General features: G+C 63.0%; 22 protein-coding genes, 1 other RNA gene and 2 pseudogenes. 15 read left to right on the forward strand and 10 right to left on the reverse strand.

The window, feature by feature from the left end; all coding sequences use genetic code 11:
• Positions 1 to 47: 47 nt before the first annotated feature.
• Positions 48 to 3,758: an AsmA family protein gene (locus HJB91_RS03095; RefSeq protein WP_221122670.1), complete on the forward strand. Its 3,711-nt coding sequence runs from the start codon at positions 48 to 50 to the stop codon at positions 3,756 to 3,758.
• A gap of 56 nt (positions 3,759 to 3,814) precedes the next feature.
• Here HJB91_RS03095 and HJB91_RS03100 read toward each other — a convergent pair whose 3' ends face one another.
• The 4 genes from HJB91_RS03100 to ssrA all read right to left on the reverse strand — a co-directional run bounded on the left by HJB91_RS03100 (position 3,815) and on the right by ssrA (position 5,393).
• Positions 3,815 to 4,039, reverse strand: a complete 225-nt coding sequence (locus HJB91_RS03100) for a ribbon-helix-helix domain-containing protein (protein ID WP_064706123.1) — start codon at positions 4,037 to 4,039, stop codon at positions 3,815 to 3,817.
• A 103-nt stretch (positions 4,040 to 4,142) separates the two neighbouring features.
• Positions 4,143 to 4,337 carry a DUF4169 family protein gene (locus tag HJB91_RS03105; protein WP_011426047.1) on the reverse strand — a complete coding sequence of 65 codons (195 nt, stop codon included), beginning with the start codon at positions 4,335 to 4,337 and terminating at the stop codon, positions 4,143 to 4,145.
• A 50-nt stretch (positions 4,338 to 4,387) separates the two neighbouring features.
• Positions 4,388 to 4,903: an SspB family protein gene (locus HJB91_RS03110; protein WP_064803733.1), complete on the reverse strand. Its 516-nt coding sequence runs from the start codon at positions 4,901 to 4,903 to the stop codon at positions 4,388 to 4,390.
• 127 nt (positions 4,904 to 5,030) lie between these two features.
• Positions 5,031 to 5,393: a transfer-messenger RNA gene (gene ssrA / locus HJB91_RS03115) on the reverse strand.
• Positions 5,394 to 5,504: 111 nt separating this feature from the next.
• Between ssrA and HJB91_RS03120 the strand changes: the two genes are divergently transcribed.
• The 5 genes from HJB91_RS03120 (at position 5,505) to HJB91_RS03140 (ending at position 10,953) form a co-directional block, all read left to right on the forward strand.
• Positions 5,505 to 6,299, forward strand: a complete 795-nt coding sequence (locus tag HJB91_RS03120; RefSeq protein ID WP_210630654.1) for a thymidylate synthase — start codon at positions 5,505 to 5,507, stop codon at positions 6,297 to 6,299.
• A 13-nt stretch (positions 6,300 to 6,312) separates the two neighbouring features.
• Positions 6,313 to 6,831: a dihydrofolate reductase gene (locus HJB91_RS03125; RefSeq protein WP_210630655.1), complete on the forward strand. Its 519-nt coding sequence runs from the start codon at positions 6,313 to 6,315 to the stop codon at positions 6,829 to 6,831.
• A gap of 149 nt (positions 6,832 to 6,980) precedes the next feature.
• Entirely contained in the window at positions 6,981 to 8,069 is a 1,089-nt protein-coding gene (gene hflK, locus HJB91_RS03130) for an FtsH protease activity modulator HflK (RefSeq protein WP_210630657.1), read from the forward strand.
• Between the two features lie 5 nt (positions 8,070 to 8,074).
• Positions 8,075 to 9,034 carry a protease modulator HflC gene (gene hflC / locus HJB91_RS03135; protein WP_221145509.1) on the forward strand — a complete coding sequence of 320 codons (960 nt, stop codon included), beginning with the start codon at positions 8,075 to 8,077 and terminating at the stop codon, positions 9,032 to 9,034.
• Between the two features lie 200 nt (positions 9,035 to 9,234).
• Positions 9,235 to 10,953 (forward strand): DegQ family serine endoprotease, encoded by a 1,719-nt coding sequence (locus HJB91_RS03140; RefSeq protein ID WP_221145506.1) that lies wholly within the window; start codon positions 9,235 to 9,237, stop codon positions 10,951 to 10,953.
• A gap of 129 nt (positions 10,954 to 11,082) precedes the next feature.
• On the opposite strand, the gene serB is transcribed toward HJB91_RS03140, so the two are convergent.
• The gene (serB, locus tag HJB91_RS03145; RefSeq protein WP_210630661.1) at positions 11,083 to 11,973 is read right to left on the reverse strand and encodes a phosphoserine phosphatase SerB; all 891 of its coding nucleotides are present in this window, start codon (positions 11,971 to 11,973) and stop codon (positions 11,083 to 11,085) included.
• On the opposite strand from serB, the gene miaA reads away from it, so the two are divergent.
• Entirely contained in the window at positions 11,972 to 12,868 is an 897-nt protein-coding gene (miaA, locus tag HJB91_RS03150) for a tRNA (adenosine(37)-N6)-dimethylallyltransferase MiaA (RefSeq protein WP_221145504.1), read from the forward strand. The genes serB and miaA overlap by 2 nt on opposite strands.
• Before the next feature lie 48 nt (positions 12,869 to 12,916).
• Here miaA and HJB91_RS03155 read toward each other — a convergent pair whose 3' ends face one another.
• Positions 12,917 to 14,380, reverse strand: coding sequence for a PLP-dependent aminotransferase family protein (locus HJB91_RS03155; protein WP_221145502.1), 1,464 nt, complete (start codon positions 14,378 to 14,380; stop codon positions 12,917 to 12,919).
• Between the two features lie 95 nt (positions 14,381 to 14,475).
• On the opposite strand from HJB91_RS03155, the gene HJB91_RS03160 reads away from it, so the two are divergent.
• Both HJB91_RS03160 and HJB91_RS03165 read left to right on the forward strand, forming a co-directional pair.
• Positions 14,476 to 15,090 carry a LysE family translocator gene (locus HJB91_RS03160; protein ID WP_221145500.1) on the forward strand — a complete coding sequence of 205 codons (615 nt, stop codon included), beginning with the start codon at positions 14,476 to 14,478 and terminating at the stop codon, positions 15,088 to 15,090.
• Between the two features lie 18 nt (positions 15,091 to 15,108).
• Positions 15,109 to 16,023: a dihydrodipicolinate synthase family protein gene (locus HJB91_RS03165; protein WP_221153552.1), complete on the forward strand. Its 915-nt coding sequence runs from the start codon at positions 15,109 to 15,111 to the stop codon at positions 16,021 to 16,023.
• Here HJB91_RS03165 and HJB91_RS03170 read toward each other — a convergent pair.
• Positions 16,008 to 18,032 carry an ATP-binding protein gene (locus HJB91_RS03170; RefSeq protein ID WP_221153432.1) on the reverse strand — a complete coding sequence of 675 codons (2,025 nt, stop codon included), beginning with the start codon at positions 18,030 to 18,032 and terminating at the stop codon, positions 16,008 to 16,010. The two genes, HJB91_RS03165 and HJB91_RS03170, sit on opposite strands and share 16 nt — an antisense overlap.
• 323 nt (positions 18,033 to 18,355) lie before the next feature.
• On the opposite strand from HJB91_RS03170, the gene HJB91_RS03175 reads away from it, so the two are divergent.
• Both HJB91_RS03175 and ilvN read left to right on the forward strand, forming a co-directional pair.
• Positions 18,356 to 20,146: an acetolactate synthase 3 large subunit gene (locus HJB91_RS03175; RefSeq protein ID WP_221153433.1), complete on the forward strand. Its 1,791-nt coding sequence runs from the start codon at positions 18,356 to 18,358 to the stop codon at positions 20,144 to 20,146.
• 80 nt (positions 20,147 to 20,226) lie between these two features.
• Complete coding sequence (ilvN, locus tag HJB91_RS03180; protein WP_210630667.1) at positions 20,227 to 20,799, forward strand: acetolactate synthase small subunit; 573 nt, start codon at positions 20,227 to 20,229, stop codon at positions 20,797 to 20,799.
• 195 nt (positions 20,800 to 20,994) lie between these two features.
• Here ilvN and HJB91_RS03185 read toward each other — a convergent pair whose 3' ends face one another.
• Positions 20,995 to 21,843 carry an aldo/keto reductase gene (locus HJB91_RS03185; RefSeq protein ID WP_210630669.1) on the reverse strand — a complete coding sequence of 283 codons (849 nt, stop codon included), beginning with the start codon at positions 21,841 to 21,843 and terminating at the stop codon, positions 20,995 to 20,997.
• A gap of 79 nt (positions 21,844 to 21,922) precedes the next feature.
• Between HJB91_RS03185 and HJB91_RS03190 the strand changes: the two are divergent.
• Positions 21,923 to 22,505, forward strand: a pseudogene (locus HJB91_RS03190) (LysE family translocator).
• Here the strand turns inward: HJB91_RS03190 and HJB91_RS03195 are convergent.
• Together HJB91_RS03195 and HJB91_RS03200 are read right to left on the reverse strand one after the other, a co-directional pair.
• Positions 22,497 to 22,973 carry a DUF2269 domain-containing protein gene (locus HJB91_RS03195; protein ID WP_221145487.1) on the reverse strand — a complete coding sequence of 159 codons (477 nt, stop codon included), beginning with the start codon at positions 22,971 to 22,973 and terminating at the stop codon, positions 22,497 to 22,499. The pseudogene HJB91_RS03190 and the gene HJB91_RS03195 overlap by 9 nt on opposite strands.
• A pseudogene (locus HJB91_RS03200) lies at positions 22,973 to 24,243 on the reverse strand (SDR family oxidoreductase). The gene HJB91_RS03195 and the pseudogene HJB91_RS03200 overlap by 1 nt, the downstream one beginning before the upstream one ends.
• A 208-nt stretch (positions 24,244 to 24,451) precedes the next feature.
• Here HJB91_RS03200 and nthA point away from each other — a divergent pair.
• From nthA to HJB91_RS03215, 3 genes are read left to right on the forward strand one after another with little or no spacing between them, the layout of a single operon-like run.
• Entirely contained in the window at positions 24,452 to 25,099 is a 648-nt protein-coding gene (gene nthA, locus HJB91_RS03205) for a nitrile hydratase subunit alpha (protein WP_210630672.1), read from the forward strand.
• Positions 25,096 to 25,755, forward strand: coding sequence for a nitrile hydratase subunit beta (gene nthB, locus HJB91_RS03210; protein ID WP_221153434.1), 660 nt, complete (start codon positions 25,096 to 25,098; stop codon positions 25,753 to 25,755). The genes nthA and nthB overlap by 4 nt, the downstream gene beginning before the upstream one ends.
• Positions 25,742 to 26,113 (forward strand): nitrile hydratase accessory protein, encoded by a 372-nt coding sequence (locus HJB91_RS03215; RefSeq protein ID WP_210630674.1) that lies wholly within the window; start codon positions 25,742 to 25,744, stop codon positions 26,111 to 26,113. Before nthB ends, HJB91_RS03215 begins: the two co-directional genes overlap by 14 nt.
• The last annotated feature ends 2 nt before the right edge of the window (positions 26,114 to 26,115 follow it).

Below are 26,115 nucleotides of genomic sequence, written 5' to 3' on the forward strand. Positions count from 1 at the left end.
ACCCTGAACAGTGTCGGCAACACAATCCCGAATGGAGAATCCTCGCATTGGTAGGCCGGTTCCTCGTCTTTCTGGGGGGAGTGATCGTCGTAGTGCTGTTTGTGGCGCTGCTTGCGCCGCTGTTCATCGACTGGACCGATTTCCGCAAGAACTTCGAGGATCAGGCAAGCCGCATCATTGGCAAGAAAGTCACCGTCCATGGCACGGTGGATGCCCGTCTGCTGCCGTTTCCGTCGGTCACGCTGCATGACGTGCGTGTCGGTCAGGAGGCCGACGGCACGCCCATCGTCAAGGTCGAACAATTTTCCATGGATGCCGAGCTTGCGCCATTCCTGTCGGGCGAGGCGCTGATCTTCGATATGCGCGTCGTCAATCCGAAGGTGCGCCTCAGATTGCTCAAGGACGGCACACTCGACTGGATGCGCGGCAGCCGCGCCGAAATACCGGCCAAAACAGTCGTTCTCGAAAATGTGCATGTCAGCGGTGGCGAAGTCGACTTCCTCGACGACCAGTCGGGCCGGGCGCGCCGCATCACCGGCCTGAATGCGGAGATGTCGGCCAAATCGCTCGCCGGCCCCTGGCGCGTCGAGGGCGATGCGGTCCTCGACGGCGAACATGGCAATTTCTCGATTTCGAGCAGCCAGCCGGACGAGAGGGGCGTGCTGCGCATGCGCACGAAGCTGTCGCCGGACAAACATCCGGTCAGTATCGATCTCGACGGCGAACTGAAGCTGGTCGACCGCAAGCCGAACTATCAGGGCCAGCTTTCGGCGGCGATCGAAAGCGGCAACAGCGCCAAGTCGGCCAACAAGAACGAGCAGCCGCCGAGGCTCAAGGGGCGCTTCGAGCTTACCAACGAACGTATCCGCATTCCCGAATACCGGATGGAGATCGGTCCGACGGACGATCCCTATGTGATAACCGGGGAGGCGACGCTCGATACCGGCAACGCGCCGGAATTCCTGTTGACCGCCGACGGGCAGCAGATAGACGTGAACCGCATCGGCAATCAGGGCGCGGCTGGCAAGACGACGCGGGATGCCGCGGTTTCGGCGCGCCAGCGGTTGAATTCTCTGATCGATATTGTTGCGCAGGTGCCGATCCCGCAGGTGCCGGGGAAGGCAAGCGTCAAGCTGCCGGCGATCGTCGCCGGCGACACGACGCTACGCGATGTTCAACTGGAGCTGGAGCCGGCCGGTACGGGCTGGATGATCGATAGCGCCGTCGGCACGCTGCCGGGGCGGACCCAGGTCGAGGGCAAGGGCAAGCTCCTGCTTCAGGGAGACCCGTCTTTCAACGGCCAGATCGTGGTGGCCTCTAACCAGCCAACGGGCCTAGCCTCCTGGCTGGCCGGCTCGGTCGACCCGGCCATCCGTCAATTGCGGCAGGCGGGGTTTTCCGCCAATGTCAGCCTGACTCATGAATTGCAGCGTTTCGAGAACCTCGAAATCGCCGTCGGATCGGCGACGCTGAAGGGCCGCCTGGAGCGGCAGGCGATCTCCGGCCAGACGCCGACCCTGTCGGTGGCTCTGAATGGCGATACGCTCGATCTTGACGCGCTGCAGGCGCTGGCCGGGCTTGCGACCGGGCAGGAGAGCGGCGACAATGTCCTCGACCATAAGATCGCCGCACAGCTCAAGGCCGACAGGTTCACCGCCTTCGGGGTCGACGCCGAGAATGTCGAGACCACCTTCACGATCGCGGACGGGGCGCTTGCGGTCGACCGGCTGTCGGTCAAGAATCTCGCAGGCGCCGAGTTGACGGCGACCGGCCGCGCCGAAGGCTCGCTGCTCGACTACAAGGGTGCGGGCGAAATCACCTTCAAATCGGCCGATCCCGGCGGCTTCTTCACCATGCTGCGCGAGCATCTTCCACACCACCCCGTGCTCGACCGGCTGGTGCGCAATGCCGGCTGGTACGGCAATACGGCGTTGCGCGGCGCGCTGACGCTCGGTGGCGATGAGGGTGATGCGCTGACAGTGACACTGGCCGGCGTCTCGAACGGCAGCCGGGTCAACCTCGATTACCGCATGTCCGATCTTCTGGCGCTGACCGGCAACGGCACGACGAGCCTCGAGGCGACGCTCGAAAACGCCGTGCCGTCAATCTTGTTCGGCCAGGCCGGACTCGACCCGCTGCCGGTCGATGTCGGCGCGAATGGCCGCCTGACGCTCAAGGTGAAGGCGTCTGGCAACGATCCTGCCGATGCGGCGCTGACCTTTGCGACCGACCGGACCTCGTTTACCGCGAAGGGCAAGGTTGACGTGCGGCCGGAGAGCTTCATGAACGGTCAGATCGTCGTCTCGCTCGACAGCGCCGATATCGACCCCTATCTCATCATGAACGGCATAGCCCTGCCGCAGACCGGAACGGGGTTGCCGTTCGGCCTGCAGGTCAACGCCGCCGTCGATCGTGACAAGATCGTTTTGTCCGATCTCAAGGGACATGCGGCCGACAATGCGTTTTCCGGTGCGCTGACCTTCGACCGCAAGGCTGCGAAGACGACGGCGAGCGGCGAGCTGACGCTCGCCAAGGCAGATGCCGGCTGGCTCGGCGAGGCGGTGTTCGGCCAGATCGTTGATCCCGCCAGCGGCACGCTGTCGAAGGCGCCGCTGGGCTTGCCCACCTTCAAGGATCTGGACGTCAGGGTGAAGCTGTCGGCCAAGGAATTCTGGCCTGGCCTGCCGGAAACGCCAGTGTCCGATTTCATCAGCAACGTCGCCTATAAGGGCGACGAGTTGCAGCTCAACGACATGGCCGGCAACTGGGATGGCGGCAAGCTCTCCGGTAATCTTCTCTTCACCAATGCCGACGGCACCGGTTTCCTGCAGACGAAGCTGGCGCTTGCCGATTCCGATCTTGCGGGCGTCATCTGGCTGCGCGATGGCGCACCGATCGCCAACGGCAAGTTCGGCCTGTCGCTGTCGATGGAGGCCTCGGGAAAGACGATTGGCGAGATCGCCAGCTCGCTCAATGGTTCGGGGGAGCTGAGACTCGGCGACACGAGCATACGCGGACTGAACCTTGCCATCCTTCCGCCGCTGCTTGCCGCCACCGACCCGATGCAGGAACAGATCAATGCCGGCAAGGTGCATCCGATCGTCGAGACGTTGCTCAACAACGGCGAGGCGAAGCTGCCGCCGCTCGGAATTCCCTTCAACGTCACCGACGGAACGCTCAGGGTGCAGAATGTGACCGTGGCCAACGATCTGGCCCGGGTTACCGCTGACGCACAGATCGCCTTGCCGGAGAAGCGGATCAGCGCGACGGTCGGCATCGGCCTCAATCCAGGCGCGGAGGCGCTTCCGGGTGTCGAGCCGGCGCTGAGGCTGAACTTTTCCGGCATGCTGCCGTCACCCGGCAAGACGATGGACGTGACCGATATCACCAGCTATCTGTCGCTGCGCGCCTTCGAGCGCGAGCGGCGGCGCGTCGAGCGGCTGCAGGCGATCGTGCTCGAAAAGCAGCGGCTGCGCCGCGAAGTGGCGCTCTATCGGTTCAACGACGCCGAGCGCGTCAGAGCGGCCGAAATCGAACGGCAACGGCAGGCGGAAGAAGAGCGGCTGCGCAGACTGGCGCAGGAGGCGGCTGCGCAGAAGGCCGCCGCGGAGGCGGAGGCCGCACGTGCAGCGGAGGCAAAAGCCAAGGCCGATGCGCAGGCGAGGGCGGCCGCCGAGGCGGAAGCGGCCCGGCGCTCTGGGCAGACGCAGCCGGGTCAGCTCGATTTCGACCAGCTGCCTGGCATTCAGGCTCAATGAAGACACTTGGGGTTTGCCTCCCCTGAGATCTTAGGTTTTTATTTGAATTCCCGGCGTCACGGCTGGCGGCCACAGCCGGCCTTCGCCCACGAAAGCACATGGAGCCGCAGCGCCGAGGACAAGTTACTGTCCGGCGGGCGGTGGTCGTCGATCTCGGAAATCAGGGCGGCAAGCGACATCGAACGGCTTGCCGCAATCGTCTTCAGCTCGGCCCAGAATTCATCTTCCAGCGAAAAGCTGGTGCGATGGCCATGCAGTGTCGCCGAGTGTTTGCGGATCATCAGCCGGTTCACATCGCAATCGGCTTGGAGGATCGATTCAAAGAAATCGCGCAAGTGGCTGATCGCAGAGTCGTTTCCTGCTCTTCAAGCTTTGCGTGAAGCTTCATGCGCCGTCGTCATCCGTCTCGATCCGGCCGTCGCGGTGAGCCTTGTCGGCCTTCTCATTCAGGCTGCGGGTAAGCTGCTTTTCGGCCTTGGTGCGGCCGAAGGAAATGCGGTTCTGCTCGGCCTGCTTCTCCTTTTCGGAGCGGGCCTGCTTCTTGCGGAACTGACGCAGATTGATGATTTCGGCGCTCATGCGCGAGACTTGATCCTTATGAAAAAGGGAGGCTGAGCCTCCCTTTGAAATCACTGCTTCTTGCGGAAGGAGTCGAGCGAGACGACGGAGCCCGGTTTCTTCTCTTCGCCGTCGGCCGGTTTTGCGCCGGCGGCTTCGTCAGGCTTTCCTGCCGCGTCGACGGGATAGGCGGTGATCTCACCGGACGGCAGCTCCTCGCCGTCAGCGAGCGGCACGTCGAATTCGAGCTCGAAATTGACGGAGGGATCATAGAAGCCGCGGATCGCATTGAACGGAATGACCAGTTTTTCAGGAACGTCGGAGAAGGAGAGGCCTATTTCGAAATGCGTCTCGGTGATCTTGAGATCCCAGAACTGATGCTGGATGACGATGGTCATCTGCTCGGGATATTTGGACTTCAGGTGCTGCGAGATGCGCACGCCGGCGGCGCCCGTGAGGAAGGTGATGAAGAAGTGATGGTCGCCGGGCAGGCGGCCCGTCGTTGCCACCTCCGCCAAAACCTTGCGGATGACGCCGCGAAGTGCATCCTGCGCCAGAATGTCGTAGCGGATATGATCCTGCCCCATGCTTTTCCTGTCTTTCGTCGGTTCTGAAGTCTTTTCACAAGGTATATGGCACGTTCAGGCGCCTTGGGAAAGTCCGGAGCCGAGTCACGCTAGAGATCAGCATACATGATTTCGTCAGCAGGGAGAAGGTGAAGGCTTCTGTTGCCAGGTGCCTTCGGACCCCGCCTAGAGGTGCGAACCACTAGGACTTTGATTGAAGTGTCACACCGCGATTAAGCAGCGAGACGAGCTTCCGCATAGTTGTCGTTTGCAACTACAATTTTAGCCCGATAACGGCGGTACAATGCCGAGCAAAAAGTCGATCTTTACACCCTTGTCGATCCTGTTTCGCCCCCATCAAAAGCCGGCCTTTGATGCCGCCGGTTTTTGGTGGAGGCGCCGGGTACCGCCCCCGGGTCCAATAGGTTTATTACACCGCTCATTTATTGCCATAGCCGGCCCGAAAGCCGGCAGGTTTCATATAGTGATTTCCTTTGCCCAAGGAAAGGGCAAACGTCATAAAAGCTTTATCTCCGGCGGCAGAAAGAACGGGAAAATGCCTGCCGGCGATTGGTTTCGTGAAGGCGAAGGCTTAAACTGGGGAAAACGGAATCAGCGCGCCATGCAGCAATATCTTGATCTTCTGAAGCATGTGATGGAAAAGGGCTCCGACCGGGGCGACCGCACGGGCACCGGCACCCGCTCGGTTTTCGGCTATCAGATGCGATTCGACCTAGAAGAAGGCTTTCCCGTGCTGACCACGAAGAAGCTGCATCTGCGCTCGATTATCCACGAGCTTTTGTGGTTCCTGAAGGGCGAAACGAATATCCGCTATCTCAGGGAGAACGGCGTCTCGATCTGGGATGAGTGGGCCGATGAAAACGGCGACCTCGGGCCGGTCTATGGCGCCCAATGGCGCTCCTGGCCGGCACCGGACGGCGGCCATATCGACCAGATCGCCAATCTGGTCAAAGGCATCGTCAACAATCGGAATTCGCGCCGTCACATCGTCTCGGCGTGGAATCCGGCCGAAGTGGACAACATGGCGCTGCCGCCCTGTCATTGCCTGTTCCAGTTCTATGTTGCCGACGGCAGGCTCTCCTGCCAGCTTTACCAGCGCTCCGCCGACATCTTTCTCGGCGTGCCCTTCAATATCGCTTCCTATGCGCTGCTGACGATGATGGTGGCTCAGGTGACCGGGCTCAAACCCGGCGATTTCGTCCACACGCTCGGCGATGCGCATCTCTATCATAACCATTTCGACCAGGCGAAGCTGCAGATGACACGCCGGCCGAAGCCGCTGCCCTTCATGCGCATCAACCCCGATGTGAAAGACATCTTCGGCTTCACCTTCGATGATTTCGAGCTGATCGGCTACGAGGCCGATGCCAGCATCAAGGCGCCGATCGCCGTCTGATCCGGGACATTTCATGGCCGACTTTCGCAGGACCATCATCGCCGCCGTTGCCCACAACGGTACAATCGGCCGCGACGGCGACATGCCGTGGCGCCTGTCGAGCGATCTCAAGCGCTTCAAGGCGCTGACGCTGGGCAAGCCTGTGGTGATGGGCCGCAAGACCTATGATTCGATCGGCAAGCCGCTGCCGGGACGGCCGAACGTGGTGATCTCGCGGCAAGCGGCGATCGATCATCCCGATGTCAGTATGGCGCATTCACTGCCTGAGGCAATGGACGCGGCTGGAAGGCTGGCGCGCGAAACCGGCGCCGACGAGATCTGCATCATCGGCGGCGGCCAGATCTACGCGCAGGCGATCAATCTTGCCGACCGAATGTGCATCACCCATGTCGAGGCCGACCTCGACGGCGACGCGTCGTTTCCGGCGATCGATCCCGATCTCTGGCAGGCGGCGGAGACGATCGTGGTGCCGGCCGGCGAAAGGGACAGCTATCCCACTCGCTACGTCGTCTATGAACGCCGTCACGCCTGAAAACGAACTATTTTCCAATTAAATTGACCAAGTTTCTCACGCTGCGTTGAAAGCCGGTGCGGCGATACTTATAACGGTCACCAACGCATCGGCCGGTCAGCCCCCACGGTCCCGGATGCGGGGAAGACTTAACGAACAACGAGGTTTTGATGCCCTGGAGCAATCAGAATGGCGGCGGCGGCCCTTGGGGCGGCGGCGGTAACAATCAGGGACCATGGGGCCAGGGGCCGAACCGCCCGCGTGGCGGCAAGGGCGGACCGCCCGATCTGGAAGACATCATCCGGCGCGGCCAGGATCAGTTGCGCAATATCGTTCCCGGCGGTTTCAATGGTGGGGTGGCGGCGATCGTCGTGGCGATCGTCGCCGTTTTCTGGCTGATCCAGTGCGTCTACACCGTCCAGCCGGACGAACGCGGCGTCGAACTGCGCTTCGGCAAGCCGCGAGAGGAAATTTCCATGCCCGGCCTGCATTTCCGCATCTGGCCGATGGACGCGGTCGAGATCGTGAAGGTGACCGAGCAGCAACAGAATATTGGCGGACGCAACAACAGCAATTCGACGGCTGGACTGATGCTCTCCGGCGACCAGAACATCGTCAACGTGCAGTTCTCCGTGCTCTACACAATCAACGACCCGAAATCCTATCTTTTCCGTCTCGAAAATCCGGCTGAAACGCTGCAGCAGGTTTCCGAAAGCGCCATGCGCGAAATCGTCGGCCGGCGCCCGGCACAGGATGCCTTCCGCGATAATCGCGGGCCGATCGAAACCGAAGTGCGCAACATCATCCAGGATACGATGGATCGCTACGGCGCCGGCATTGCGATCAACCGCGTGACGATCGAGGACGTCGCACCGCCGCGTGACGTGGCCGATGCCTTCGAGGAAGTGCAGCGTGCCGATCAGGACAAGCAGCGTCTCGTGGAGGAGGCGAACCAATACGCCAACCAGAAGCTCGGCCAGGCCCGCGGTGACGCGGCCCGCATCCGCGAAGCCGCAGCCGCCTACAAGGACCGGATCGTCAAGGAGGCTGAAGGTGAAGCGCAACGCTTCGTTTCGATCTACGACGAATATTCCAAGGCTCCTGACGTGACGCGGGAGCGGCTGTTCCTGGAGACGATGGAACAGGTCCTGAAGGGTTCCAAGAAAGTGATCATAGACCAAAAGGCGGGCGCCGTGCCCTATCTGCCTCTCAATGAGGTCGGCAAGCCGACGCAGCAACAACAGCAGCAGGGAGGCTGAGACCCATGTCGAACAGACTTCCTGTAATTCTGGTCCTTCTGGCGGTCATGCTGGTCGGGATCTATTCCTCGGTCTTCGTCGTGACCGCCCGCGAACAGGCTATCGTCGTTCGCTTTGGTGAAATCCAGTCGGTCAAGACTGACCCAGGCATCTATTTCAAACTGCCTTTCGCCTTTGCCGATGCCGACAGGGTGCAATACGTGCCGAAGCAGGAACTGCGCTTCGATCTTGACAACATACGTGTCCAGGTTTCCGGCGGAGCCTTCTATGAGGTGAACGCCTTCCTCATTTACCGCATCAACGACGCGCGCCGTTTCCGCGAAACGGTCTCGGGCGACAGGGAGGCGGCGGAAGCGCGGCTTCGCACGCGTCTCGATTCCGCCTTGCGCAGGGTCTACGGCGTGCGCAGCATCGAAGCCGCGCTCTCCCGGGAGCGCGTGGCGATGATGCTCGAGGTTCGCAACGAGCTGCAAGCCGATGCGGAGACGCTCGGAATCACGCTCGACGACGTGCGCATCAGCCGGACCGACCTGACACAGGATGTTTCCGAGCGCACCTATAACCGCATGCGGGCTGAGCGACTGGCAGAAGCTGAGCTTCTGCGCGCGCAGGGCAACGAGGAAGGTCAGCGCCGCCGCGCCATTGCCGACCGCCAGGTCGTTGAGCTGACTGCCGGCGCACAGCGCGACTCCGAGATCCTGCGTGGCCAGGGCGACGCCGAACGCAACCGCGTCTTCGCCGATGCATTCTCAAGAGACCCGGGCTTCTTCGAGTTCTATCGCTCGATGGCAGCCTATTCAGCAGCGCTTTCGTCGCAGGACACAACGCTGGTCCTGTCGCCGGATTCGGAATTCTTCCGCTATTTCAACAAGGCCGCCGGCCCCGCGGCGGCCAGCCCGGGCGCGCCGGCTCCCGCAACACCCGGAGCAACCGCTCCGGCGGCGCCAGCCCCGCCGGCAAACTGAAAACACGGGATCTGCTTCCCGCCAACATCGAGAAAGGGTCGGCCCAGCGCCGACCCTTTTCGGTTTCAAGAGCCAAGGCCGGACTTTTGTGATGGTCCGTCAGATTGCACGGGGATTTCGCGAAAAGGTGATTTCACCCTCCATCATTCCGCCTTATGCTGGTGCTCAATGTGCGCATTTACCGCTTATGAGGAAGCTTGATGGCCACCACGATTCGCTCGCCCTTCAGACGAACGCTCGCGCTTCTGGCCAGCGCCGCCATCTTGGCGCAAGCCGGCATGAGCGGGATTGCTTTTGCGCAAACCACGCCTGAAACAGCAGCGCCCGGGGTTGCCGCGCCCGTTCCGGCTGCACCCGCTCCGGCGCCGTCCGCACCGGCCGAACCGCAGCAGACCCCACCGGTTCAGACCACCGTGCCGTCCAACGGTCCCGCTTCCGTTGCCGATCTCGCCGAAGGGTTGCTCGATGCGGTGGTCAATATCTCGACCTCGCAGAATGTGAAGGATGACGAGGGGGTCGGCCCGGCGCCGCGTGCGCCTGACGGGTCGCCATTCCAGGAATTCTTCAACGATTTCTTCAACAAACAGCAGGGCAACAAAGGCCCCAACCATAATGTCAGCTCGCTTGGGTCCGGTTTCGTCATCGATCCGGCCGGTTATATCGTCACCAACAACCACGTGATCGAGGGGGCCGACGACATCGAGGTCAATTTCGCCGACGGCTCGAAGCTCAAGGCGAAGCTGATCGGAACGGATACGAAGACCGACCTCTCGGTGCTGAAGGTCGAGCCGAAGACGCCGCTGAAATCGGTGAAATTCGGCGATTCCAGCGAGATGCGCATCGGCGACTGGGTCATGGCGATCGGCAATCCGTTCGGCTTCGGCGGTTCGGTGACGGTCGGCATCATTTCCGGGCGCGGCCGCAACATCAATGCCGGCCCCTACGACAACTTCATCCAGACGGATGCGGCGATCAACAAGGGCAACTCCGGGGGGCCGCTCTTCAACATGAAGGGTGAAGTGATCGGCATCAACACGGCGATCATCTCGCCGAGCGGCGGCTCGATCGGCATCGGCTTCTCGGTACCGTCCGAACTTGCTTCCGGCGTCGTCGAGCAGTTGCGCCAGTATGGCGAGACGCGGCGCGGCTGGCTCGGCGTGCGCATCCAGCCGGTGACCGACGACATCGCCGACAGCCTCGGACTCGACACCGCCAAGGGCGCGCTGGTCGCCGGCGTCATCAAGGGCGGTCCCGTCGACGACGGCTCGATCAAGGCGGGCGACGTCATTTTGAAATTTGACGGCAAGACGGTCAATGAGATGCGCGACCTGCCGCGCGTCGTGGCCGAAAGCACGGTCGGAAAAGAGGTCGACGTCGTGGTGCTGCGCGACGGCAAGGAGCAGACCGTCAAGGTGAAGCTCGGACGGCTCGAAGACAGCGATCAGGCGGCATCCGGCGATGCGGCGCCCGATGGCTCGCAGGACGGCGTGATCACCCCTGATCCCGGCGAGAACGACGATATGGACCAGCCGGATACCGGCGACCAGGCAGCGCCCGTACCGGGCGCACCGGCGCCGAATCAGCACCAACAGGGCCAGGTATCGCCGGATGCGGCCACGCCGAAGAACGTGCTCGGCTTGTCGCTGTCGCTCCTCAGTCCCGAAACACGCAAGGCTTTCGGCATCGCCGAGAGCGTCGACGGCGTCGTCGTGACGGAGGTGGAGCCCGGCTCCGCCTCGGCCGAAAAGGGGTTGAAGCCAGGGGACGTTATTGTCGAGGTGGCGCAGGAGTTCATGAAGTCCCCGGACGCGGTTGCCGCAAAGGTGAAATCGCTGAAACAGGAAGGCCGGCGCAACGCCCAGCTGATGATCGCATCGGCCAATGGCGATCTGCGGTTCGTGGCGGTGCCGATGGAGTGAGCGAGCTACGGCGGCGACTAGGCGCAGCTTTCCTGTTCTCGCCCAATCTCTCCTTGCTCATTCCTGTGACATCCCTCGGGCAAAGCCCTGAGACCACAGGAATGAGGGCGGAGAGGCGTGCTTCGGCCTTCAACCCGTCACAAAATCCGTCTTCCGGTAACCCTGGATGTAAAGAAGTGCCGTCAGGTCGGCGTGATTGATGCGCATTTGTGCCTGGGCGGCAACGGTGGGCTTAGCGTGAAGGGCGACGCCGGAGCCGGCGAGTTGCAGCATGCCGAGGTCGTTGGCGCCGTCGCCGACGGCAATTGCCTCTTGTGGCGAAATGCCGAGGCTTGTCGAAATTTCGTTCAGCGCATCCACCTTCGCCTGCTTGCCGAGGATCGGCTCGGCGACAAAGCCGGAAAGGATGCCGCCCTCTTCGAGCAACGTGTTGGCGCGGTTCTCATCAAAGCCGAGGCTGGCGGCGATGCGGCTAGTGAAGACGGTGAAGCCGCCGGAGACAAGGGCGGTGTAATGGCCTTTCGACTTCATCGTGGCAATCAGTTCCGGACCACCCGGAGTGAGCGTGATACGCCGGGCGATGACCTCGTCGACGACCGATAGTGGCAGGCCCTTCAACAGAGCGACCCGCTCACGCAGGGCGGGCTCAAAGGCGATCTCACCGTTCATGGCGCGCGCAGTGATCGCGGCGACTTTTTCCTTCAGCCCGACTTCGGCGGCAAGTTCGTCGATGCATTCCTGGCCGATCATAGTCGAGTCCATGTCGGCGATCAGCAGCTTCTTGCGGCGGCTGTCCTGCTCCTGGATGACGAGGTCGATTGGCGCACTGGCGATGACCGCCAGGATATTGGCCTCGGCGGCTTGCGCATCCGTGCCGTCGCGCAGCGCGATGTCACAGGCAATGCCGTCGGCCAGCCAGTAGAGGCCGGAAGCCGTGACGGCCTCAGCCGCCTGTTCGGCGACGTCGGCGGTCAGAACGGGATTTGACGGATTGGCAACAAGCGTGGCAACGAGGGCCATGATGGAAAACCTTCTGAGCGTAAAGAACGCGATCCTGATAACCGGGCCGACCGCCAGCGGCAAGTCCGCGCTCGCCGTCGAATTGGCCAAACGCCATGACGGCGCCGTTATCAATGCCGACAGCATGCAGGTCTACGATACATTGCGGGTGCTGACCGCGCGTCCGTCGGCAGAGGAGATGCAAGGCGTGCCGCATCATCTTTACGGCCACGTGCCGGCGGGGGCCGGCTATTCCACAGGCGCGTGGCTGCGTAATGTCTCGGCGCTTTTGCCGGCGCTCAGGGCCGCCGGGCAGCTGCCGGTCTTCGTCGGCGGCACGGGGCTTTACTTCAAGGCGCTGACCGGTGGTCTCTCCGACATGCCGGATATCCCCGAGGCACTGCGGGAAGAATTACGCACGCGACTCGTAGAAGAAGGGCCGGACGCGCTTTACGCCGAGCTGTCCGACGTCGATCCCGTCATGGCGGCAAGCCTCAACCGCCAGGACGGCCAGCGCATCGTCCGGGCGCTGGAGGTGATCAAGGCGACGGGACGCTCGATCGCCGATTTCCAGGGCCGGTCCGGGCCTGTGGTGATCGATGCCGACGAGGCCCTCAAGATCGTCGTTCTGCCGGACCGGGCGGTGCTGCATGCCCGCATCAACGGCCGTTTCGAAAAGATGCTGCAACAGGGTGCGGAAGACGAGGTGAAGGCGCTGCTTGCGCTCGGCCTGCCGGCCGAAGCGCCTGTCATGAAGGCCATTGGCGTGTCGCAGATCGCGGCGATGCTGAAGGGCGAGATGACGCGCGATGAGATGCTGGAGAAGGGGGCTGCGGCGACACGGCAATATGCCAAGCGGCAAATGACCTGGTTCCGCAACCAGATGGACGAGAGCTGGCAAAGGCTGACCGTCTAGTTGTCATCCCCGTTGCGGACCTCCCGCTCCAGTTTACGCGATAAGCGCTTACAGAAGTCTGGAGAGCTCGCCTACCGCCGCCTCCAGTTGCGCCTGTGGGAAGCCGCCGAAACCCAGCATCAGGCCAGCGCGCGCAGGCTGCGCGGCATACATCGGAGAGATCGCCCGCACCGCGAGGCCGGCCGAGAGGGCGCGCGCCGCAAGTCGCACGTCATCCATCTCCTCTGGCAGCCACAGAAGAACGTGCATGCCCTGATCGCTCGGCTGAACCTGGCACCCCTGCGGCAAAGCCCGCTCGAGCGCCGCGAGCAGAATAGCGCGGCGTTCGGCATAGAGACTTCGGATGCGCCTGATATGCGCTTCGAAATAACCTTCCCTCATGTAGGCCGCCAGAACGTGCTGTTCGGCTATCGGAGAATGCCGGTCCAGAATGGCGCGTGCTCCGGCGAAGGCTTCTGCGAGCGGCGGCGGGACGATGGCGTAACCGAGGCGCAGCGAAGGAAAGAGGACCTTGCTGAAGGTGCCGAGATAGATGACACGCGACGGACGCAGCCCCTGCATCGAAGGAAAAGGGTGTCCGGCATAACGCAGTTCACTGTCGTAATCGTCCTCCACGATCCAGGCGCGGTTCCTGTCGGCCCACGCGATCAGGGCGTTGCGCCGCGTCATGCTGAGCGGCATGCCGATCGGATATTGGTGTGACGCCGTCACGAAGGCGGCGCGCGCTTCTGGACATAACTCGAGCCCGCGTTCGACGTTCATTCCCTGTGCATCGACCGGCAGGCGATGCGTCCGGACGTCGAGATCGTCGAGCACGGCGGTGAGTCCGGGATAGGCGGGATCCTCGGCCCAGACGGGGTCGTGGCGCGACAGCAGGACCCGGCCGGCCATGTAGAGACCCTGCTGGGTGCCTGATGTGACGATCACCTGTTCCGGTTCGCAATGGACGGCTCGCGCACGGCGGACGTGTTCGGCAATGGCGAGGCGCAGCTCGAGCAGGCCCATCGGATCCTGATAGCCTGACGGGGCAGCCTGCTTCGAAGCACGCACCCGATTGCCGAGACGGCGCCAATTATCGTCAGGCGCAATACCGGCTGCCGGGACTGATATGGCGAAGGGAACGGGCGGGTGAGAGGTGAGCGCGCGGGCGATTGATATCAGCCGGGCCGCCGGGGCGGGCAGGTCGATCGCATCGTCGGCGGCCGGTTCGGCCGGTGCCGGCGGGATGGCTGGAGACGCGTCCGTCAGAGCCGCGGCAACACGGGTTCCGGCTCCCACTCTCGCTTCGAGATAACCCTCGGCGGTCAACTGATCGAAAACCTCGACGACGGTGCCGCGGGCGATCTTTAGGGATGCCGCAAGCGTGCGCGTCGAAGGCAGGCGCTCGCCCGGTCTCAACTCGCCGCGGGCGATCGCGCTCCTTAGCGCCTGGGCAAGCTGGCGGCCGATATTCGCCGTCCTGTCGAGCACATTGAGCGATGGGATTGCGATGCTGCTGCGCCGCTTCGACATTGAGAGTGGTCCATGAAGATTCTTGAAAATGGCGCTTCATGATGAACCAATTTCCTGGGAGAAGGAAGCGCATCAACAGCTTCCGGAAAAGGGACATGCAAGATCTTCTCGTCGTCTATATCGCCTATGTCATCGCCGCAGGCAGCCCTGGGCCAAGCAACGTGGCCATCATGAACGTGGCCATGAGCCAGGGGCGCCAGCCGGCGCTGGCGCTTGCCGCCGGGGTAATCACGATGTCGACCTGCTGGGGCCTGATCGCGGTCACCGGCATTTCCACATTGCTGGTCCGCTATGCTCATGCCCTCATCCTCCTCAAGCTCGCGGGCGGGCTCTACCTGCTCTGGCTCGCCTGGAAGGCCGCTCGCTCGGCCGTTGCCGTGGAGGCGCCGACAGGCGAGGTCCCCCGGCCTGCCACCGCGCTCGGCGCGCTGTATCGGCGTGGAATCCTGATGCATCTCGGAAACCCGAAGGCGGTGTTGGCCTGGGTGGCGATCATGTCTCTCGGCCTCAAGCCCGTCGCTTCGCCTGAAATGGCCCTCCTGGCTTTCGGCGGCTGCGTGCTTCTCGGGGTCTCGATATTTTCCGGTTATGCCGTGCTCTTCTCGACGGCGCCACTGGTGCGCGGCTACGCGCGGGCGCGCCGCTGGATCGAAGCAAGCCTTGCCGTTTTCTTCGCCGGCGCGGGTTCGCGCCTGCTGTTCTCCCATTGACCGCGTTTTGAGGATTGCATCATGTCTTCTTCACCGTTTCATGGCCTCTCGGCCTTTCCGCCGACGCCTGCCGGTCCGGATGGCCGGGTCGACGCCGAGGCCATCGGCCGCTTGCTGGAACGCCTTTGCGAGGCAGGTGTGGCCTCCATCGGTCTTCTCGGCAGTACCGGGATTTACGTCTATCTCACCCGTGAGGAGCGGCTGCGGGCCGTCAAGGCGGCGGTCGAATGCGTCAAGGGCCGTGTTCCGCTGGTTGTCGGCGCCGGCGCACTGAGGACGGATCATGCCGTCGATCTTGCCAGGGATGCCGAGGCTGCCGGCGCCGATGCGCTTCTGCTTGCGCCTGTGTCGTATACGCCGCTGACCCAGGAAGAGGTCTATCAGCACTTCCTCGCTGTGGCGAAGGCGACCAAGTTGCCGCTTTGCATCTACAACAACCCCGGCACGACACACTTCACGTTCAGCCGCGAGCTTCTGCAGCGCCTCTCCGATATCGATACGATCAAGGCGGTGAAAATGCCGCTGCCTGTTGACGGCGACTTGCGAGGGGAGCTTGCGACATTACGGAAAAAGACCGATCTCGCGATCGGCTACAGCGGTGACTGGGGTGCGGCGGAGGCGCTGCTTGCAGGTGCAGACGCGTGGTACAGCGTCATCGGCGGGCTGCTCCCGCGCACGGCGCTTGCTTTGACCAAGGCCGCCATGGTTGGCAATGACGGCGAGGCGCGTCGGCTCGATGGTCTTCTGCAGCCGCTCTGGGCGGTGTTCAAGGCGCATGGAAGCATCCGCGTGGTCTATATGCTGGCCGAGCATCTCCATGATGTCCGTACGGAGCTCCCGCGGCCGCTCCTGCCGCTTGGGTCGGCGGATCTCCAACATGTGCTCGATACTGCCCGGCCGTTGATCGCGCTGGAGCATCAATCCTTGTTGTAAAGGCTGCTCAGCGGCTTTTTCAGGATGCTTTCGCGCAGTGACGTGCCGGGTTCCCGGCGGGTGATCGGCGACTGGTCTGTCGGCGGCACCGGCCGGGGAAAGACCGGCTCCTCGCGACGCAGTTCGCGGCGCAGCGCGTCCAGCCGCGGATCGGTCGGGGTCGGCTCGGCCGGGTCCAGCCGCGGCGCCTGCGGCAGCAATTCGCGCCGGTAGGATTCGAGTGGCGCCGAAGGCGGCGGGGGCGGGGGGACGGGTGTTGTGTCGAAAACCTCGGCGGCTTCCAGCGCCTCGTCGAAACCTGGCATGGATGCCGCAACGCTCTGCTGGAAATTCGAAATATCGGGCCCGACGGTCACCGCCCTCATGCGGGTGACGATCTTGCGCAGATCGACGGTGTCGGGATCTTCCTCGCTATGTTTGTTGTTGGCGCTGGCGGCCTTCGGCAGCAGGTTCTCGTCGACACGGGAGAAGCGCATGCGCATCGGCACGCTGATCGCCTCGCCGAAGGCAATCGCCTCGCCATTGCCGATCGAGGAGATGAAGCTTGTCGTCGAGATCGACGAATTCGGGATCGCCGAGCGGATGATTTCCTGGTCGCGGTCATTGGCAAGGCGCATCGCAAACAGCGTCGAGCACTGCGACAGGATGGTCTGGTCGAGCTCGCCCGGCCGCTGGGTGATGATGCCGAGCGAGACGCCGTATTTGCGGCCTTCCTTGGCGATGCGGGCGATCGCCTGGCGCGTCGGCACGAAGCCCAGTGTCGGATCGGAGGGAATGTAGCGGTGGGCTTCCTCGCAGACGACGAGCATGTGGATGGCGCCGTCGCTCCACAGCGCCACTTCGAAAGCCATGCGGCAGAGCACTGACGCAACCGAGTTGACGACCTCGGAGGGGATGCCTGCGAGCTGGAAGGTGCAGATCGGCCTGCTATCGCCCGGGATGCGGAAGATCTGAGCGATGGTATCGGTGATCGTGTCGCTGATCGTGTTGTTGGAGAACATGAAGTGATAGCGCGGATCGTTTATCGCGGCGATGAGTCGCATCTTCAGCGAACGCAGGGAGGGCTTTTCCGCGCGGCCTTCCAGACGGCCGATGCGTTCGTCGATCAGCGCCAGGAGATCGGCCATGCGGTAGGGAACGGGTGTGTCGGCGGTGATCGAACTTTTTTCCGTGGTGCGGCGCACCAGCGAATTGTCGCTGCCGCGGAAGGCGCGCTTGGCCTCCGGCATGATGTCGCGCAGCAGGTCGAGCTCTTCGGGCACCGGCGGGCGGCCGCGGAAGACGACTTCGGCAAACTCTTCGAGCCGCATCAGCCAGAAGGGCAGGTCGAGCGTATCGGTATCGATGGTGACAGCGTGCTGGGGAAAGGCGGCGGCGAATTCATTGTGCGGATCGAGGATCAGCACGCGCAGCTTCGGATCGGCGGCGATCGCCTTGTGCAGCAGCAGCGATACGGCGGTCGATTTGCCGACGCCAGTCGAGCCGACGACGGCGAAATGCTTGGAGAGCATCGAGGGGATGTGGATTGCCGCATCGATGCTTTCGTCCTGGGTCAGTTTGCCGATGACGGCCGTCGTGCCCGTTCCGGCATCATAGATGCGCATCAGGTCGGCGGCGCGGATGCGATGAGCGATGGCGCCGAGATAGGGGTAACGCGAGATGCCGGTCGAGAATTCCTCGCGCCCGTCTTCGTCGACGCGGACTTCGCCGAGAAGCTCCGTCTCGATCTTGAAATAATTGTCCTCGCCTTCGCCCCAGGCATGGCTACCGGTATTCATCGAATAGACGAGAGCGACGACGCGGTTGCGGCCGACGCTGATCGAAATCAGCCGGCCGACGGACCAGAGTTCGGTAAGATCGGTGCCGCCCTGTTCGGCGACCGCGGCAATCGTCGCCCTGGAGCCGCTGCATGCAACGACGCGGCCGAGAAAGCGATTTCCCGGCGCGTGGCCGTCTCGTCGATCGTGCTCGCCTGCCTTGCCAGACATGCGCAAGTCGTTGTTGAGCAAAGGCTACTCCTTACGGTAGCGTTAAAGGATAAAGTCGATCCTTTAACAAATCCTTCATCCTACCGATTTCGGGGTTGCGGAGGCGCGAGGCAGTTTTTGTTGCGGCATGCGTTGACGCTGCGAAATTTTCTGTCTATCACTTCCCGCCATGAAAATCGCAACGGCTCTTATCGTGGTGGGAAGGCGCATGGGCAGGATGGTGTAACCATCCGGCGATAGCCACCCATGCGCTAGATGACAGGTCCTCCGGGGCCTTTTTTTGTGCCCGAAATCGGGCTCCCGGCCACAAACGCAAATCCCAGCATCAAACGGAACAGACACAGATGAGCACGGACAATCAGGCGGTAGGCAATCGGATGACGGGGGCGGAGATCGTTCTCAAGGCGCTGAAGGATAATGGCGTCGAACATATCTTCGGCTATCCCGGCGGCGCGGTTCTGCCGATCTATGACGAGATCTTCCAGCAGGACGAGATCAAGCACATTCTCGTCCGCCACGAGCAGGGTGCCGGCCATGCGGCCGAAGGCTACGCCCGCTCCACCGGCAAGGTCGGCGTCATGCTGGTGACCTCGGGTCCGGGCGCTACCAATGCGGTCACGCCGCTGCAGGATGCACTGATGGATTCGGTCCCGCTCGTCTGCCTGACCGGTCAGGTTCCGACCCCACTGATCGGTTCCGACGCCTTCCAGGAATGCGACACGGTCGGCATCACCCGGCCCTGCACCAAGCACAACTGGCTGGTCAAGGACGTCAATCAGCTCGCCGCCATCATTCATGAGGCCTTCCGCATCGCCCAGTCCGGCCGTCCGGGCCCCGTCGTCGTCGACATTCCGAAAGACGTGCAGTTTGCGACCGGCACCTACACGCCGCCCGCCGATTACGCGATCCAGAAGAGCTACCAGCCGAAGATCCAGGGCGACCTCAACCAGATTCACGCTGCGATCGAGATGATGGCGAATGCGCGCCGTCCGATCATCTATTCCGGCGGCGGCGTCGTCAATTCCGGCCCCGAAGCCTCCAAGCTGCTGCGCGAGCTGGTCGAGCTCACCGATTTCCCGATCACCTCGACGCTGATGGGTCTCGGCGCTTATCCCGCCTCGGGCAAGAACTGGCTGAAGATGCTCGGCATGCACGGCTCCTACGAAGCCAACATGGCGATGCATGATTGCGACGTCATGGTCTGCATCGGCGCCCGCTTCGACGACCGCATCACCGGCCGCCTCAACGCCTTCTCGCCGAACTCGAAGAAGATCCATATCGATATCGATCCGTCCTCGATCAACAAGAACGTCCGCGTCGACATCGGCATCCGCGGCGATGTCGGCCATGTCCTCGAAGACATGGTCCGCCTGTGGCGGGCGCTGCCGAAGAAGCCGGAGAAGAATCGCCTCGAAGGCTGGTGGAGCGATATCGCCCGCTGGCGCGCGCGAAACTCCTTCGCCTATACGAAGAACAGCGACGTCATCATGCCGCAATATGCGCTGGAGCGGCTCTTTGCGCATACCAAGGACCGCGACACCTACATCACGACCGAAGTCGGCCAGCATCAGATGTGGGCAGCACAGTTCTTCGGTTTCGAGCAGCCGAACCGCTGGATGACCTCGGGCGGCCTCGGCACGATGGGCTACGGCTTGCCGGCCGCCCTCGGCGTCCAGATAGCTCATCCCGGCAGCCTCGTCATCGACATTGCCGGCGACGCCTCGATCCAGATGTGCATCCAGGAAATGTCGACGGCGATTCAGTACGATGCGCCGATCAAGATCTTCATCATGAACAACCAGTATATGGGCATGGTGCGCCAGTGGCAGCAGCTGCTGCACGGCAACCGCCTGTCGCATTCCTATACGGAAGCGATGCCCGATTTCGTCAAACTGGCGGAAGCCTATGGCGCGGTCGGCCTGCGCTGCGACAAGCCGGACGAGCTCGACGATGCCATCGTCGAGATGATCGAGGTCAAGAAGCCGGTCATTTTCGATTGCCGCGTCGCCAATCTCGCCAACTGCTTCCCGATGATCCCCTCGGGCAAGGCGCATAACGAGATGCTGCTGCCCGACGAAGCTACCGACGAAGCGGTTGCCAACGCGATCGACGCCAAGGGCCGCCAGCTCGTCTAAGACTTAATAATTGCGCATAATCCTTTCCGAAAATCGTGGCCGATTTTTCGGGGTTATGCGGCGAGAGGAAACCCAGGACCATGAACGCACACCTTCAGCCCACGGGCTCTGCCTATTTCATCTCTCCGGAAACGACCGCGGTCGAGAGCCACACGCTCTCGGTTCTCGTCGACAACGAGCCCGGCGTCCTTGCCCGCGTCATCGGCCTGTTCTCCGGCCGCGGCTACAATATCGAGAGCCTCACCGTCTCCGAGACCGAACACCAGGCACATCTTTCCCGCATCACCATCGTCACCCGCGGGACGCCGCACGTGCTGGAGCAGATCAAGGCGCAGCTCGAGCGCATCGTGCCGGTGCACCGCGTCGTCGATCTCACGGTACGAGCCCGTGAACTCGGCCAGGATCGGCCGATCGAGCGTGAAGTGGCGCTGGTCAAGGTGATCGGCGAGGGCGACATGCGCGCCGAGACACTGCGCCTTGCCGATGCCTTCCATGCCAAGGTGGTGGATGCGACGATCGACCACTTTATCCTGGAGATAACGGGCAAGTCGTCGAAGATCGACCAGTTCATCGCGATCATGAAGCCGCTGGGCCTGATCGAGGTCTGCCGCACCGGCATCGCGGCAATGAACCGCGGCGCGCAGGGGATGTGAGCCTGCTACCGCTGTCAGGTCCGTGCCGATAAGCTGCCCCTCACCCTAACCCTTCCCCGTAAACGGGGCGAGGCGACGTGCCAAATACAACGTCGAGGTGGATGAAGCCGGTGCGGCATATCCCCTTCGCCCCGCAAGCGGGGAGAAGGTGGCGGCAGCCGGATGAGGGGCTTTTAGCTGGGTAGCCGCTGTCGATCACAGCATCTCCAGCGGCTTTTTCCTGGCCGGTGGCGGGAAGGCGGCGTCGAGCGCTTGCCAATCCTCGTCGGTGATATCAAGCGAGATACAGTCGCGGTTTTCGCGAACGCGTTCGGCATTCGAGGTCTTCGGGATGGCGATGACGCCGTCGCGTTTCAGGAGGAAGGCGAGCGCCAGTTGGGCTGGTGTCGCCTGGTAGGCCTTTGCGATGTGAATTAGTTCCGGATGATGGAGGACGTGCCCCTGCTCGATTGGCGAATAGGCCATAACGGGGATGCCGCGGCTCCGGCACCAGGGCAAAAGGTCGAACTCGACGCCGCGGCGGGTGAGGTTGTACAGCACCTGGTTAGCGGCGACATTGGCGCCGTCGGGCACGCCAAGCAGTTCCTCCATGTCGTCGGTATCAAAGTTGGAGACGCCCCAGGCGCCGATCTTGCCGGAGGCCTTCAGCATCTCGAAGGCGGCGACGGTCTCGGCAAGCGGATAGTTGCCGCGCCAGTGCAGGAGATAGAGATCGATGCGGTCGGTGCCGAGGCGTTCGAGACTGTGTTCGCAGGCTTCGATCGTGCCTTTCAGGCTGGCGTTCCAGGGATAGACCTTGCTGACGATGAAGACCTCGTCGCGCCGTCCCTTGATCGCCTCGCCAACGATCTCTTCGGCGCCGCCGTCGCCATACATTTCGGCGGTGTCGATCAGCGTCATGCCGAGATCGATGCCGGCTCTGAGGCTCTCGATCTCGGCGCTCGCATGGCCGGCATCCTCGCCCATGGCCCAGGTTCCCTGGCCGAGCGCCGGCACTTCCGTGCCGTTCGGGAATGTGATCGATGGGATAGGGTCGTCCTGCATGGTCTTGATCCTGGGGAAGAGATTGGGCTGCGCCGCTATCTTTCAAGTAATCCTGTCACCATGACAATGATGCGATGGCATCGGCGATGCCCTCGTTCTCTTCGCCTTCACCACTTCGATCACGCCGGGGCCGAACAATATGATGCTCTTCGCCTCGGGCGTGAATTTTCGGCCTCCGCCGAACGATCCCGCATATGTTCGGCATTGGCGCCGGTTTCTTCTCGCTGCTGATCGGCGTTGGTTTCGGGATCGGGGCGCTGCTGCACACGATGCCCGTGGTCTATACGGCGCTGAAGTTCGCCGGCGGCGCCTATCTCGTCTGGATTGCCTGGAAGATCGCCTCGTCGCGCTCGCTCAGCGAGGGTAAGAGTGGCGCTGCGCCAATGTCCTTTGTCCCGGCGGCAGCCTTCCAATTGGTCAATCCGAAAGCCTGGGTGATGGCGGTGACCGCGATGGCGACCTATACCAATCCCGAGCTCTACCTCTTGAGCGTGCTGATCGTCGGCCTGGCTTTCGCGGTGGTCAACGTGCCGAGTGTCTCGACCTGGGCAGGTTTCGGTTTGGCGCTCCGGGAATGGCTGTCCGATCCGGTGCGGCTGAAATGGTTCAATGTCAGCATGGCGGTGCTTCTGGTGACGAGCCTCTGGCCGATGCTAAAATAGAGCGATCGAGGGTTTCGTCAGCATCAGCCAGAATATGCCGAGGACGGCCGTGAAGGCCGGAAAGCCGAAGGCGAACCAGATGCGGTAGAGGCTGTCATAGCTCGGCGGCAGAGCGCTTCCCGAGCTTGCCGCGGCGCGGGCGAGGTCGCGCAGTTGGATCTGAATCCAGACGACCGGCAGCCAGAACAGGCCGGTCACGACATAAAGCAGCAGCGACAGCGCAATCCAGCCCTCCGACAGGTCCCAGCCGATCGACCGCGCCAGGAGATAGCCGCTCACCGGCTGGAGAAGGGCAGCGGTCGCCGTGAAGACGGTGTCGGCGATGACGACGGTTGCCGCGACATGGGCGATCAGCACGGGATCGCGCGTGCGGTGCGCCATCACCATGAAAAAGGCGATGCCGGCGCCGGTGCCGAAGAGCACGGTCGCGCCGATGACATGGGCAAGCAGTAGCCATTGCTCGAGCATCAGCGTTCATCCAGGGTGGCAAGCGCCGTGAGCGTCAGCAGGATGGACGGCAGCACCTTGACGAGCGGGCCGAGCGGATCGAGCCAGAGGGCGGGTTCGAGAAGTGAGCCGCCTGTGAGATAGGCCAGTGAGACGGCGAGCATGCCGAGGAGGGCGCGTCCGGCGAGCGGGCGGACAAGGACGGCGGCGCCGAGCGCGATATCGATGAGGCAAGTGACAAGCGTCAGCACCGTCGCCGCCGCTTCGGCATGAAGGGCAGGAAATGCGCGGAGGCCTTCTGCACCGCCAGCAGCGGAATCAGGCCGGAGAGCAGCCAGAAGACCGACAGGCCTGCTATGACCAGCGGCTTCAGGAGATAGAGCCTGGCGAACCAGAGATCCTGCACGCCGGAGGGATTGGCCGAAAGCGTTGCCACGGCTGATGTCGCGGCAAGGCCGCTCTCCGCCTTCGCGCTTTTGATGCCTTCGGACATGACTGTCGTCGCCGTCGAGCGCAGCGGCGAACGCCAGCCGAGCAGGCCCGCGGCATCGGCGAGCCAGGTCACGGGCCGCGCAAGCCAGGCGCCAAGGGAAATCACGCGGGCGGGCGGCAGGCCCAGCCATTGCCGGTGAAGGCGCACGAGATCGGCGAGCGTCAGCACCTCGTCGGCGGCAAGAACGATATCCCCGCGCAGATCGCCTGCGACCGCCCGCGACACGGCCTCCGCCACGTCATCCACGGAAAGCGTTTCGACCGGGCTTTGCGCATGGGTGAGCGGCAGCGCCAGGGGAAAGGCGGCAAGCGCCCGGATGAGCGACGAGCCGCCATGGGCGTTGCGGCCGAGAACGAGGGCAGGGCGCAGGATGAGGTGAGGCAGGCCGCTTGCCGCCAGCGCCTCGTCGGCCTGCCGCTTGGTGGCGAGGAAAGGCAGTTCGCCGGCCGCGCCGGCCGTCCTTGCCGATATCTGCACGATCAGAGGATGGGAGCCTTTCGCGGCGGCATAAAGCGCCAGCATCGCCTCTGCCTGAGTGGCCGCCAGATCGTCCGATAGGCCGTCCTGCAGCGCGCCGGCGCAATTGACGACGACATGCTGGTCCTTAAGAATATCCTCCCAATCCTCAGCCTTCGTCATGCGCGAGAGATCAGCCCGCCGCCAGTTTATCGCCGGCTGCTTCAAGCGCGCTCGTGCGGGATTGCGGCCGAGCCCGGTCACGGCATCCCCATCAGCCGCAAGCCGGGCCGCGACGACGGAGCCTATGAAGCCGGTTGCGCCGAGAATCAGGATGTTCATGGCAGGAGATTAGCGGAAAAGTTCGAGGGGGATAGGAGGGCTTGGCGGGGTTTTGGGGTGTGATAGAAAGAGAAGAGATGTTTATGCGAGAATGCTTTGAGGAAGGGCCGGGCCTTGCCGCGAGTCCCCTTCTCCCCGCTGGGTGGAAGGGGTGTCCGGGCTACCGCGGAGATAAGAAACGGACGCTCCGTTCTGGGAGGACATTGCCTTGCACGACCATGACCACGACGATCTCCATCGTCATGCCCATGGGCATGACGGAGACAATCACTATTCCGACATGCAGGCGCGCGTCAAAGCGCTGGAGACGCTGCTGACGGAGAAGGGGTTGATCGATCCGGCGGCGATCGATGCGATTGTCGAGACTTATGAGACGAAGGTGGGGCCGCGAAATGGTGCGCGTGTCGTCGCCAAGGCCTGGAGCGATCCGGAATTCGCGGACTGGCTGAAGCGCGATGCGACGGCGGCGATTGCGAGCCTTGGGTTTACCGGCCGGCAGGGCGAGCATATGCGCGCCGTCTTCAATACGCCCGACACCCATAACCTCATCGTCTGCACGCTCTGCTCCTGTTATCCCTGGTCGGTGCTCGGCCTGCCGCCGGTCTGGTACAAGGCGCCGGCCTATCGCTCGCGCGCCGTCATCGATCCGCGCGGCGTGCTGGCCGAGTTCGGGCTGACGCTGCCTGAGGGGAAAAAGATCCGCGTCTGGGATTCGACGGCGGAGCTGCGTTATCTCGTCATCCCCGAGCGACCCAAAGGTACGGAGGGCATGGACGAGGCCGCGTTGGCTGGTCTCGTCAGCCGCGATGCGATGATCGGGACGGCTGTTGCAGGCAGCCCGGAGGCTCTGTCATGAACGGACCGCACGATCTCGGCGGGCAGATGGGTTTCGGGCCGGTCGCGCCTGAAAAGGACGAGCCTTATTTCCATATGGAATGGGAAAAGCGGGCGCTCGGCCTCACGCTTTCCTGCGGCGCTTTCGGGGCCTGGACGATCGATGAAAGCCGGCATGCGCGCGAAAACATTCCGCCGGCCGATTATCTCGCGGCGAGCTATTACGAGATCTGGATACGAGGCGTCGAGACCCTGCTCGAACGGCACGGTTTTGTGACGCGCGAGGAGCTGTTGTCCGGGCATCGGCTGCAGGATGGGGCGGCGCCCAAACGGGTGCTGAAGGCAGAGATGGTGCCGGCAGTTCTCGCGAAAGGCGGGCCATGCGATCGTCCTGTCGAGGCCGCGCCGATCTTTGCGGTCGGCGAGACGGTGCGGACGAGGAATTTCAATCCGGCGACCCATACGCGCCTGCCGCGTTATGCCAGGGCCAAGACCGGTATCGTCGAAGCGGTGCAGGGTTCCTTCGTCTTTCCCGACGACAATGCGCATGGCAGGGGCGAGAACCCGCAATGGCTTTATACCGTCGTCTTCGACGGCACTGAGGTCTGGGGCGAGGGCGCCGACCCGTCGCTCACGGTCTCGATCGATGCGTGGGAGAGCTATCTTGAGCGCGTGTGAAAACCCCTCTCAGCTCTCGCAATCTCCGGGCCTGCCGAAGTCGCCGGAGGGTGATCCCGTCTTCCCCGAACCCTGGGCGGCCGAAGCTTTCGCCATGACCGTGCATCTGCATGAGAAGGGGCTGTTTTCCTGGAGCGAGTGGGCGGCGGCTCTCTCAAACGAATTGCATCAGCCCGGCCGGGCCGAGGACGGCAGCGACTATTTCGACTGCTGGGTGGCGGCGCTTTCGGGCATGCTGGTCAGTCGTGGCGTGGTGGATGCCTCCGCCATCCTTGATCTGCAAAAGAGCTGGCAGCGGGCGGCGGAAGCGACGCCGCATGGCAAGCCGATCGAGCTTGGCAACGATCCGCTGCGCTGAGC

Origin of the sequence: Rhizobium sp. NLR10b, from assembly GCF_019685435.1 — a bacterium.
GTDB lineage: Bacteria > Pseudomonadota > Alphaproteobacteria > Rhizobiales > Rhizobiaceae > Rhizobium.

Bases quoted from the DNA above. Each gene is read 5' to 3' on its own strand.
- HJB91_RS03100 (WP_064706123.1), bottom strand. From the start codon at position 4,039: ATGATCCGCAAACACTCGGCGACACTGCATGGCCATCGCACCAGCTTT.
- HJB91_RS03105 (WP_011426047.1), bottom strand. From the start codon at position 4,337: ATGAGCGCCGAAATCATCAATCTGCGTCAGTTCCGCAAGAAGCAGGCC.
- HJB91_RS03110 (WP_064803733.1), bottom strand. From the start codon at position 4,903: ATGGGGCAGGATCATATCCGCTACGACATTCTGGCGCAGGATGCACTT.
- HJB91_RS03120 (WP_210630654.1), top strand. From the start codon at position 5,505: ATGCAGCAATATCTTGATCTTCTGAAGCATGTGATGGAAAAGGGCTCC.
- HJB91_RS03125 (WP_210630655.1), top strand. From the start codon at position 6,313: ATGGCCGACTTTCGCAGGACCATCATCGCCGCCGTTGCCCACAACGGT.
- hflK (WP_210630657.1), top strand. From the start codon at position 6,981: ATGCCCTGGAGCAATCAGAATGGCGGCGGCGGCCCTTGGGGCGGCGGC.
- hflC (WP_221145509.1), top strand. From the start codon at position 8,075: ATGTCGAACAGACTTCCTGTAATTCTGGTCCTTCTGGCGGTCATGCTG.
- HJB91_RS03140 (WP_221145506.1), top strand. From the start codon at position 9,235: ATGGCCACCACGATTCGCTCGCCCTTCAGACGAACGCTCGCGCTTCTG.
- miaA (WP_221145504.1), top strand. From the start codon at position 11,972: ATGATGGAAAACCTTCTGAGCGTAAAGAACGCGATCCTGATAACCGGG.
- serB (WP_210630661.1), bottom strand. From the start codon at position 11,973: ATGGCCCTCGTTGCCACGCTTGTTGCCAATCCGTCAAATCCCGTTCTG.
- HJB91_RS03155 (WP_221145502.1), bottom strand. From the start codon at position 14,380: ATGTCGAAGCGGCGCAGCAGCATCGCAATCCCATCGCTCAATGTGCTC.
- HJB91_RS03160 (WP_221145500.1), top strand. From the start codon at position 14,476: ATGCAAGATCTTCTCGTCGTCTATATCGCCTATGTCATCGCCGCAGGC.
- HJB91_RS03175 (WP_221153433.1), top strand. From the start codon at position 18,356: ATGAGCACGGACAATCAGGCGGTAGGCAATCGGATGACGGGGGCGGAG.
- ilvN (WP_210630667.1), top strand. From the start codon at position 20,227: ATGAACGCACACCTTCAGCCCACGGGCTCTGCCTATTTCATCTCTCCG.
- HJB91_RS03185 (WP_210630669.1), bottom strand. From the start codon at position 21,843: ATGCAGGACGACCCTATCCCATCGATCACATTCCCGAACGGCACGGAA.
- HJB91_RS03195 (WP_221145487.1), bottom strand. From the start codon at position 22,973: ATGCTCGAGCAATGGCTACTGCTTGCCCATGTCATCGGCGCGACCGTG.
- nthB (WP_221153434.1), top strand. From the start codon at position 25,096: ATGAACGGACCGCACGATCTCGGCGGGCAGATGGGTTTCGGGCCGGTC.